Genomic DNA, 7,109 nt, shown 5'->3' with positions numbered 1-7,109 from the left:
AAGTAGTCGAAACTACTTTAATTTATTCAATATTTCTACATCTGCTTCAGCTCAATCTATTTCGTCAAATTGATCCGATGTTATTCACTTCATATCTTTATGAACATTTAATTTTATTGATTCTTTAGAATCTAGTAAAACACAATTTATAAAAGTTAAATTTATTATTGCAAACGGATATTCATATTCTGTAATTCCAATAATATTTGAAGTTTTAATATTTACATCAAGCTCCTCTTTTATTTCCCTTACTATAGTTTCTTGAATTGTTTCTCCATATTCAATTTTTCCACCAGGAAATTCTCATTTATTATTTAATATTCCCGTTCCGCCTCGTTGCATTATCAACATTTTTTCTCTTATTTTAATTACTGCAGCAACTACATAGATTTTCTTTTTCATATTTTAATGTTACCAGCTTTATCTTTTCTGCGATACTGTAAATATGATTATATATGATGCTTATGTAAATGATTTTTTGAAGTCCTCAAAAGACCCTAATGTTTTAGTTGCTGAAATAAGAACTAATTTGTGAAATAAATTTGGTATAAAAGTCGCTGAAAATGAACAGAGATCATGGGCGAATTCACTTCCTAGCGTTGCAAAACTAATAAATAAATCTAATAAGGATTTTAGGAAAGTTTTGATTGAGTTTAATATACCAACTTCAAAGAAGAGAATTGATTTTATAATACTTGGAAAGAATAAGGAAGGTAAACCTTCTGCTTGATTATTAGAACTAAAACAGTGATCGGAAGTTAAAGAAGAAGAGTGGAATACTTTTAGAGTGGGAAGATATACTGATTCACACCCTTCAGATCAAGCTACTGATTATAAATTTAGATTAGAGCATGAAATGGGCATGGAAGGTAAGATAGATATTAAATCTGGAGCTTACCTCCATAACTTAAATGATGAAAATTCACCACTCTTAAAAGGTGAGTATGAGGATATTTTAAACAAATCAAATCTTTACTATCAACAAAATGAAGAAGAACTTTCTCGCTCTATTGAACATCAAACAATAATAAAAGAATCAAAGGAAGCTTTTGAGTTATTTAAAACCGCTAGATGAATGCCAACAAAGACATTTAAAGAGTCGGTTCAAGAAAACTTTGAAAGCATTGAATTGGTTGGAAGTCAGAAAATAATATTCAACAAAATTGAGAGATTTATAAAATCTTGAAAACAAGAAGATAAAATGACTTTTATAATTTCGGGAGATCCAGGATCTGGAAAGACTATTATTGCGTTCAAATTAATGAATCTATTTGTCGCAAAATTAGGTATGAAAATGCAAATGATGCTTCCTGGTCAAGAAGTTAGGAAGGCTATAAAAGATGAACATTATAAGGCTATACTTTCTCAAAATATTTCTGGTGCAACAATGTGAAAAGGATATGATTCGGTAATAATAGATGAAGCTCATAAAGCAATTGGTAGAGACACTGGTATAGTTAATTACTCAAGGAATTATAAAAATATAAAGTTTGCAATTGTATTAATTGATAATGATCAAGTAATTAACCGTAAAGGTATTACAAAAGAAGAAGTAAAAGAGATAGCGATTGAAGCTGGTCATATTGTTAGAGAATTTAATATTGAAGAGAGTTTCAGAAACTCTGGAGAAAGATCATTGCTAGATTGAATTGATCATACTTTTTATAATAGAAAAACAATTTCTGGAGATATTGAATATGAACAATCAAAATACATTAATAAAAATCAAATCTACAAATTATATTCTTATGAAAATGCAAAAGACTTTACTGATTCATATTTTGCAAAAAGAGAAGACAATAAGTCGACCAGAATAACTTCGTTATGAACAAGTGGTTACTATGTTGGTCCTGCTGATGAAAATGGAAGACCGAAAGCAACATTAAAAATAGGTGAAATTGGATTTCCGTGAAACCCAAATGAAGAGTGGGCAAAAGCAGTTAAGAAGAATAATATTGAAGACTATGAAACGTATAATAAAAACGTTAAGAAATATGCCAATGACCGTAAGTTATTTTTAACTGGTAATCCTCATGCATCTTATATCGCGTATTTTAATCATATACAAGGTTATGAATTTGAGAATATCTTTGTATACATCCCAAACGTCTTTACATATGAAAACAAACAAATAATTTTTCATAGAGAAAGACTTGGAAAAGAGGTGTTAACTTCTCAAACTTGATCACCAAATTCAAAAGCGAAAAGTTTAAGGGGAAGAGATACTTATGAGTTAAATAAAGGTTACTTTCTAAATAGAATAAAAGTAATGTTGACTAGAGGGACTAAAACAACACATGTTTTTGCTGAAGATCCGGATTTGAATAGTTATTTGAACTCCAAAATTGAAAATTAATAATCGTGCTATACTGTAAATATGAAAAGAGATATAAAAACAGAGATTAGGGCATATGATTCTTTTGAATTAATTTTTTCTCCAAATCAAGAATTAATAATAATAAAAATCAATAATAACAACGGTAATTTTGATGACACTGCTAAAATTATTGAGAACCAACTTAAAAATGATTACCTTTCACAAGCAGGGGTTTACTTTTTAAGGTTGGATGGAGGATATTATATTGGTGAAACAATAAACCTTAAAAAACGTTTTTCTGAGCATGAAAAGATGAAGGAATTTTCAAGTATTACATTTGCCACTTATAAATATGACCTTGAAGAATTGAATAAAGAACAAATAAGAGATCTTGAATCTATTTTGATTGAGTTTGCAAACGACAATGGATTAACTCTTGGCAACGCTAAAATAGAAAATAGAAAGACTAGAAATCTTTTGAATCACAATGACCACATTAATATGGCTAGGTGAATATGAAAAAATTTCTCATACTTAAATATAGAAGACATATTTGATGAATTAAATTCCAACCAAATTCAAGATATTGAAAATAAAGGAATGGTTAAAATTAAAACTATGGATGTGAACAGGGATAATTCCATTACTAAACAAATAGTTGTTCAAAAAGATGTCAAGAATAAAGTTATTGATAAAAACCATAAAATCTTTAAATTTTTAGATTTTAATGAATCACCAACAAAAGGTTATATGAAGATTAAGATTGAAATTTATAATAAAAATTCAGCTGTTAAATGTCTTTTTGATTATCTATATAAATCAAAAGGGAATGCTACCATTGATAGTGAATTAACTAATTCAAATAGAGTCAAAGGGTGAATAGCTGCTGCAACACTTGCTTATTTTAGGATACAAACAAATGGAACTGCAAGAGGAACATTAAATTCGTTGGTTTCCAAAGAAAAAGCATTTGAATTAATAAAAGATTTTGTTGATTTAAATTATTAGCAAAACATCGAAATCCAAAATACAGAACACTTTTCTATAAATTGGATTGCTCGATGTTTTTCTTCTTAAAAAATTTTGTAAATTTCAACATCTTCGCTATTACGTTTGATGTAACCTGCAGTTGTTTCAATATTGCTATGACCCATGGATAAAGAAATATCGTAAATACTAATATTTTGGGCATAGCAGAATTTTGCATAGCCCCTTCTAAACATATGTGGGGACAATTTCCTTGAACCATCCAATATATTTATTTTGTTATAAAGATTTTTATAACCAAATGGGAATAGAATTTCACTACATGTCTTTAAATACTCTTCCAGTTCTTCTTGTAATCAAGCGGAAATCATTACTTTACGTTGTCTTCTTCCTTTTCCAAAAACATGTAATTCATTATTCTTGATATTGCTCTTTTTAAGGTTTAATAACTCTGATGAACGAATTCCAGTCTCAAATAATATTCTAATTATTATTCTTTTTTGAAAACCCATTTTTGTTTTTCTATTTATTCTTGATAAATATTCTTTATACTCTTTTTAAGAGACAAAATCTTTAACAATTATTTCTTTCTTTGGTAATTCTATTTCTCGATATCTTTCGTCCTTTAAAAATTTATAGTAGCTTTTTATAGCTGAAAGCATCAATCTTCTTGAGTTTATTGAAATTTCACTTGTGTCAATTAACATGCCTTTATAATCCCTTTCATACCTTTCTAATGTATTGGCATATTTTAAATATATTTCTACCGTTCTTGATGAATGGTTTTTTATTTTTTCTAAATGTTCTTTGTATGTCACATATTAATGATAGGAAAAGCTTTAAAGCAAAATAGTTTTATACCTTCTTGTTAGCTTATGTGTAAAAAAATAGAGATAACTTGAGTTTTATCTATTTTTTTCTTGTTCATATTGAAAAAATTATACCTTTTTATTTTTTTAAGTGGAACTTTTTTAAGCATATTAGTACAGAAAACTCAAGTTAACCATATAAAAATAATGGAAACATTTGCAGGCATTGGTGCTCAACATAAAGCTATTACAAATATAAAGGGACAAACACACAATAAATTCAAAGTTACAAAGACCGCTGAATGAGATGCAAGAGCAGTCATTGCTTATTCACTCATTCACCATAAGTATGATGTTGAAAATGTATTAAAGAAAAATAAATTGGAAACAGAAGAGAAAATTAATAAATGATTATTAGACAGGACTTTTTCATTAAATTCCAAAACACCAGGACATGTAATTAGAAAACCGCTAAACTTCAAAAAAAGATTGGCAGCGGCATCAATTACCAATCGAAACAATCCAGATATAACAAAGGTAAAAGGATCCGATATAAGGGATGTTGATCTATTGACTTATTCTTTTCCTTGTCAAGGTCTTTCTGTTGCTAATATGGGCCGTGCAAAAGGTATTAAGCGTGATGCAGACTCTACTTCAAACTTAATTTGACAAATAGGTGGAATATTGCAAGAAGCAAAAGATAATGATCAACAGTTACCTAAATATTTATTAATGGAAAATGTAAGGGACTTATTAAATAAAAAACATCTTGAAGATTATGAGGAATGGAAAAATCTTTTAAAAGACAGCCTTGGTTATGACACATTCACATTCCAGTTAAGAGCAGATAACTTTGGAATGGTTCAAACTCGTAAAAGAGTATTTGGAATTTCAATACTAAATCCAAATAAAGAATGAACCCAAGAAATGATTCAAGAAATGTTAGACGGACAAAAATACGTTTTAAACAAAGAAGAGTCAGTCAAAGAAATAAAAAAGATTTTGAATTTTAATTTAAATAATAAAACGCTAATAGAAGAATACAAACATGCAGTTCCAAACAATACAAAATCAAGAGTGAAAATGGCTAAAGAAAATAAAGATTTAACTAAAAAAGGAATGACGAGAATTAATACATTAACAACCAAACAAGACAGACACCCAAATGTAGGAATGATCCCATATAAAAATAATTTTGAAGGTAAGTTAGATTATAGATTTATTACGCCAAGAGAAGCTTATCAAATTATGGGATTTGATTCAAAAGATTTTGATAAGGTGCGAGATGAATGATTAGTTAATAAAACATTGACAAAAGAAAGTTTATACAGACAAGCGGGTAATTCAATAGCAGTTAAAGTGCTTGAGGCTGTATTTAAAGTTATAGATCAAATAGAAAAGAGGGAAAATGATTAAACCATGAAAAATAGGAACTAATATCGATAAGTACTATACAGAGTTTCTAATTTTTTGCTCTAAAAACAACCCTAAATTTATAAGGGTAGAAAAAATCAAAGCAAATAGTTATGTTCTTGTTGATGAAAATGGCAATAAAAGTACTGAAGTTTATCAAGAAACAAAAATGATGCAATTTATAAGGGTTATTTGCTTTTTAGGAATGATCGAATTGGAAACCGGTCCTATAAGCAAGGTTAAAAGTCTTCTTAAACCAACTATACAATATAGTGTTTTAATTAATAAAGATACTCAAGAAGAAGGACTTGAAAAAGATTGGCAAAAAATGATTGTTGAAAAAGTTGCAAAGGATATAAGGAGTGAATTCATTGGTGAGGGAATACTTGAAGATATGCCTATGCACAAAAATTTTGTATACTCAATTGCGCTTTCTCTTGTTTCTACAGATAAAAAATCTGAAGACCAAATAAACTTAATGCTTGAAAATGGTAGGGTTAAAAGCTTTAAGAAATTCTATAAAATATTCATTGAAATGATTGAAAAGTATGACGAACAATTAAAGTTTGATATTAGGAGAAAGTTGCTTGGTAAAATAGATAATTTTTCAAAAATAATGGACTCAATAGGGAATGTACCTGTTCACTCAAAAATAAATGTAGAAAGAAAGATTGACCAAGAAATCTTTATAGAAGCAATAACGTTAGGTACGTTCCTTAGAAAAAGTATGTCAGAAAATTCTAAAATTAAAATTCCGATTTATCAACGTGAATACAGGTGAGCATGAGACACACTTGCTACGCTATTGGTTGATATTAGAAATATTGATATCAGAAAGATACATAATATTGGAACAATCATGACAATACCTCAAAAAAGTACTGAAAGAAATCAAGGCATGAATGAATGACAAAAGATTATTGATGGACAACAAAGAATAACTTCATTGTCAATAATTACTAGAGCAATGTTTGATTTATGTGTTTCTCAAGAGTGAGGAGTTCCAATGATGGTTATTGAGCTATTTGAAGAGGAGAATGAGGGAGTTAATGTCTATTCAGATAGGTTTATTAAAATCAAAGGAAATAAAGACTTTGATGCCTTTCAAGCAATGATTACAGGTAGACATAACGAGGAAGACTTAAGAAAAACAAAAATTCACGAAAATTTTGTAAATACATTAATGTGATTGTCTGTAAATATAAAAACTTCAGCAGATGCAGAAGAGTTTTGATCGAAACTTCTTAAGGGTATTTTATTCACTGTCATCATGGACTATGAATCAGATGAATATAGATTATTTGAAAAAATGAATACAGGATCAATTAATCTAAATACAATGGAATTATTTAAAAACCACTTATTAAATAAATTCTCGAGTATTGTTGATGAAAATGAAGAAGAATTTCAAAAAGTATTTACAAATGAAATTTTAGAAAAATTCAAGAAAAAAGATACTTTAGACGAGAAGAAAATAGAAACATTTATCCTTACTATCCTAAGAATGAACGATTATGAAATAAATAAAGACACTCTTTTCGAACAATATAAAGAATTCATAGATATAAAATATATTGATGATG

Annotated in this window: 7 protein-coding genes; 4 read left to right on the top strand and 3 right to left on the bottom strand. The window is 28.3% G+C overall.

Annotation, left to right across the window (positions count from 1 at the left end; genetic code table 4):
• Positions 1–12: 12 nt before the first annotated feature.
• Entirely contained in the window at positions 13–402 is a 390-nt protein-coding gene (locus tag C4B24_RS04355) for a (deoxy)nucleoside triphosphate pyrophosphohydrolase (RefSeq protein ID WP_131599555.1), read from the bottom strand.
• A gap of 43 nt (positions 403–445) precedes the next feature.
• On the opposite strand from C4B24_RS04355, the gene C4B24_RS04350 reads away from it, so the two are divergent.
• Both C4B24_RS04350 and C4B24_RS04345 read left to right on the top strand, forming a co-directional pair.
• Positions 446–2,356 (top strand): DNA/RNA helicase domain-containing protein, encoded by a 1,911-nt coding sequence (locus tag C4B24_RS04350; protein WP_131599554.1) that lies wholly within the window; start codon positions 446–448, stop codon positions 2,354–2,356.
• 21 nt (positions 2,357–2,377) lie between these two features.
• On the top strand, positions 2,378–3,325 hold the full coding sequence (locus C4B24_RS04345) for a GIY-YIG nuclease family protein (protein WP_131599553.1): 948 nt from the start codon (positions 2,378–2,380) through the stop codon (positions 3,323–3,325).
• Between the two features lie 65 nt (positions 3,326–3,390).
• Here the strand turns inward: C4B24_RS04345 and C4B24_RS04340 are convergent, their stop codons facing one another.
• Positions 3,391–3,834 carry a tyrosine-type recombinase/integrase gene (locus C4B24_RS04340; protein WP_317133708.1) on the bottom strand — a complete coding sequence of 148 codons (444 nt, stop codon included), beginning with the start codon at positions 3,832–3,834 and terminating at the stop codon, positions 3,391–3,393.
• A 27-nt stretch (positions 3,835–3,861) separates the two neighbouring features.
• The gene (locus tag C4B24_RS04335; RefSeq protein WP_131599551.1) at positions 3,862–4,122 is read right to left on the bottom strand and encodes a site-specific integrase; all 261 of its coding nucleotides are present in this window, start codon (positions 4,120–4,122) and stop codon (positions 3,862–3,864) included.
• A 198-nt stretch (positions 4,123–4,320) separates the two neighbouring features.
• Here C4B24_RS04335 and dcm point away from each other — a divergent pair, with 198 nt between their 5' ends.
• Both dcm and C4B24_RS04325 read left to right on the top strand, forming a co-directional pair.
• The gene (gene dcm, locus C4B24_RS04330) at positions 4,321–5,529 is read left to right on the top strand and encodes a DNA (cytosine-5-)-methyltransferase (protein ID WP_131599550.1); all 1,209 of its coding nucleotides are present in this window, start codon (positions 4,321–4,323) and stop codon (positions 5,527–5,529) included.
• Positions 5,522–7,109 (top strand): DUF262 domain-containing protein (locus C4B24_RS04325; RefSeq protein ID WP_131599549.1); only part of this gene is annotated, 1,588 nt, incomplete at its 3' end. The genes dcm and C4B24_RS04325, both read left to right, overlap by 8 nt.

The organism is Mycoplasma marinum, assembly GCF_004335975.1.
In the GTDB taxonomy this organism is placed as follows: Bacteria; Bacillota_I; Bacilli_A; order Mycoplasmatales; family Metamycoplasmataceae; genus Mycoplasma_K; species Mycoplasma_K marinum.
Note: the sequence above shows the minus strand (reverse complement) of the source record. Positions and strands in the feature narration are given on the sequence as shown.